This is a genomic window from Bathymodiolus japonicus methanotrophic gill symbiont, assembly GCF_019721995.1.
Taxonomy (GTDB): Bacteria; Pseudomonadota; Gammaproteobacteria; order Methylococcales; family Methylomonadaceae; genus Methyloprofundus.
The window spans coordinates 1-2,564 of sequence record NZ_BLYC01000108.1; the positions used below are offsets into that span (position 1 = coordinate 1).

At 36.5% G+C, this 2,564-nt stretch carries 4 protein-coding genes; 1 reads left to right on the forward strand and 3 read right to left on the reverse strand.

Features of this window, described 5'->3' with window-relative positions; all coding sequences use genetic code 11:
- Positions 1-302 precede the first annotated feature (302 nt).
- Together K6984_RS30300 and K6984_RS30305 are read right to left on the reverse strand one after the other, a co-directional pair.
- Positions 303-815 carry a PDDEXK family nuclease gene (locus K6984_RS30300; protein WP_221898662.1) on the reverse strand — a complete coding sequence of 171 codons (513 nt, stop codon included), beginning with the start codon at positions 813-815 and terminating at the stop codon, positions 303-305.
- The gene (locus tag K6984_RS30305) at positions 796-1,038 is read right to left on the reverse strand and encodes a helix-turn-helix domain-containing protein (protein ID WP_221898663.1); all 243 of its coding nucleotides are present in this window, start codon (positions 1,036-1,038) and stop codon (positions 796-798) included. Before K6984_RS30305 ends, K6984_RS30300 begins: the two co-directional genes overlap by 20 nt.
- Positions 1,039-1,106: 68 nt before the next feature.
- Here K6984_RS30305 and K6984_RS30310 point away from each other — a divergent pair, with 68 nt between their 5' ends.
- Entirely contained in the window at positions 1,107-2,099 is a 993-nt protein-coding gene (locus tag K6984_RS30310) for a DNA-methyltransferase (RefSeq protein WP_221898664.1), read from the forward strand.
- Between the two features lie 272 nt (positions 2,100-2,371).
- Here K6984_RS30310 and K6984_RS30315 read toward each other — a convergent pair.
- A partial coding sequence (locus tag K6984_RS30315) for a hypothetical protein (RefSeq protein WP_221898665.1) occupies positions 2,372-2,564 on the reverse strand: 193 nt, incomplete at its 5' end.

Here is a 2,564-nt window from a genome sequence, read left to right on the forward strand (position 1 = left end):
TAACGTCAATTATCAAGCAACTATATAGTGAAATTATGGACACCCCTGAGAGTCGCGTCCTGAAAACCATCGCTGTCAGCCCGTCCGGGGCTGATAACGGGTGTAAGAGTCCCTACTTTTGCGAAAGCTCATTTTTGGCATCCCAGCTCAAGTTCGCGGAAAAAGCTTAACGGGACTAGTTATAATTTTCGATGCCCCGATTCGCCCTGCGTCCATCACGATTTCGTACAACCTAGCTACCGCTCATACTACGAGTATTCATCCACAGCGTTGCCTATCGCGGTCTAAAAATATTCACTTCGCTATGCTCCGTTTCCAGGATTTTCAGCGTAAGTGTTGTAAATAAGCTTTCCATGTTGAATTACATACTTTAATGGGATCTTAGGATTGTTAATATCCTTCCCTCCATCAGCATGCCATTTTTGCACCCATCTTGAATAATAAAACTCTAAATTTTCTGGGGTGAGCTGATGTATTGAGATAAGATTAATCCCTTCATAAACTGCAAAAATCCAGTCAACTTGGCGATATTTTTCGATGATGGTAGGGTTCATGTGGTGATGAGTAGAAAAGCTTTTAGTTAGCAATGTATTAACGGATTTTAATTCATATTCATTCCCATACATATCTTTAGCATCATTACCCTCTCTTCCAGGCAAATCCTCTAATCCAGTTAATAAAAGAACCTGAAGTAATTTGCCTCCGTTATCTTGGAAAATATCATTAATACCATGCTTTAAAGCCAATTCCTGTAGCTTTAGAACATCAGGGTATATTTCATTGAAAATATTAATATCAGGATGTGGAGTCATCATTACTTAGCAAATCCGTTATTTTGATGTTTAGTGCATTTGCTAAACGTTCCATATTATCTATAGATATATTTCGCTCTCCACGCTCAACAGACCCAATGTAAGTCCTATGCAATCCAGATAAATGAGCAAGCTCTTCTTGAGAAACATTTCTTTTTTTTCGAAAAATTTTGAGTTTTTCTGAAAATAGTTTCCTGGATTTTGATGTGGTGTTATTTGCACGCATGGGCGTATAATGTAAACTATGATGACTTTACGTCTACAGACTATAAGTAGCAAAAATGAAAATGATAAATGACAGATAATATTTTTTTACCAGAATTAGACATAAAACCAGCTTATACAACAAGTAATGGAAGAGCCTATTGTGGCGATTCTTTAAAGGTTCTTTCAAAGTTTCCTGACAATAGCATTAATCTAGTTATGACAAGTCCTCCTTTTGCGTTACAGAGAAAAAAGGAATATGGAAATAAGGAACAGCATGAATATCTTGAATGGTTGTCAGAATTTGCAGAGATTGTATTAAAAAAATTAAAGCCCGATGGAAGCTTTGTCCTGGACCTTGGTGGAGCATATAGAAAAGGAGTTCCAGCTAGAAGCCTTTATAACTTTAGGGTTCCTATCCATTTTTGTGATAATTTAGGTTTTTTTTTAGCAGAAGATTTTTATTGGTTTAACCCTTCAAAACTGCCAAGTCCAATTGAGTGGGTTAATAAACGTAAGATTAGAGTAAAAGACTCAGTAAATACTGTTTGGTGGTTTAGTAAAACAGAGCATCCAAAAGCAGATGTTAAAAATGTTTTAGTTGAATATAGCGATAGAATGAAAAAACTACTAGATGACCCCGATAAGTTTTATGATCCAGCGAAACGACCGTCGGGACATAATATAGGAAAAGGATTTGGTAAAGATAATGGAGGAGCAATTCCTTCAAATTTATTACAAATACCAAACTCAGAATCAAATGGGGTTTATATGGCTGGGTGCAAAGCTATTGGAGTAAAGAGACATCCAGCAAGATTTCCTGCAAGATTTCCTGAGTTTTTTATTAGGTTTCTTACGGAACCAGGGGATATTGTGGTTGATATATTTTCCGGATCTAATACAACAGGCTATGTAGCAGAAAAGGAAAAAAGAAAATGGATCTCTATTGATAGTGATATGGATTATGTGGCTGCCTCTTCATTTAGGTTTTTAGAAAAAGGAGTTTTAGATGACTACCTGAAGAATGTTCATGATGAAATTATAAGTGGAAACACAGTTGATCTACAGATGGCGGTTACATAATTTTATTGTTATTTATAGTATTTTTACTAAAGGTTTTTGAAACCTCCTGATTCCTGTTGTTTGATCAATACTAAAGCCGCTATTTTAGGTTAACATTCAAACAAAAAGCCCACCCCACCGAAGGCCATTTTCTTTTTTCAGTTGATATAGCGCCCGATAGGGCGCAGTAAACCCGTTAGGGTTTTTATATATAAAACTGTGCAGCCCCATTATTTATTTTTTAACTTATATATGTAAGCGTCAATTCTCTCCACCTAGACAAGCTACCCCAATTACTTTAGAGGCTTAATTTTTTCAATCAAGTTCCAGGGCAAAAACTGATCCAGTGCTTCTGGTTCATAATGACTACCCAGCGTGGGTAGTTCAGTTAATAGGTATTTCAGGTAATCAAGGGAACAGATAAGCTGTCTATACAACACAAACCATTTATCTGTCCCCTTTCCCGTAAACACGAAGAGGCTCCAA

Excerpts from the sequence above, each read along its gene's own strand:
- K6984_RS30300 (WP_221898662.1), bottom strand. The coding sequence starts at position 815 with ATGATGACTCCACATCCTGATATTAATATTTTCAATGAAATATACCCT.
- K6984_RS30305 (WP_221898663.1), bottom strand. The coding sequence starts at position 1,038 with ATGCGTGCAAATAACACCACATCAAAATCCAGGAAACTATTTTCAGAA.
- K6984_RS30310 (WP_221898664.1), top strand. The coding sequence starts at position 1,107 with ATGACAGATAATATTTTTTTACCAGAATTAGACATAAAACCAGCTTAT.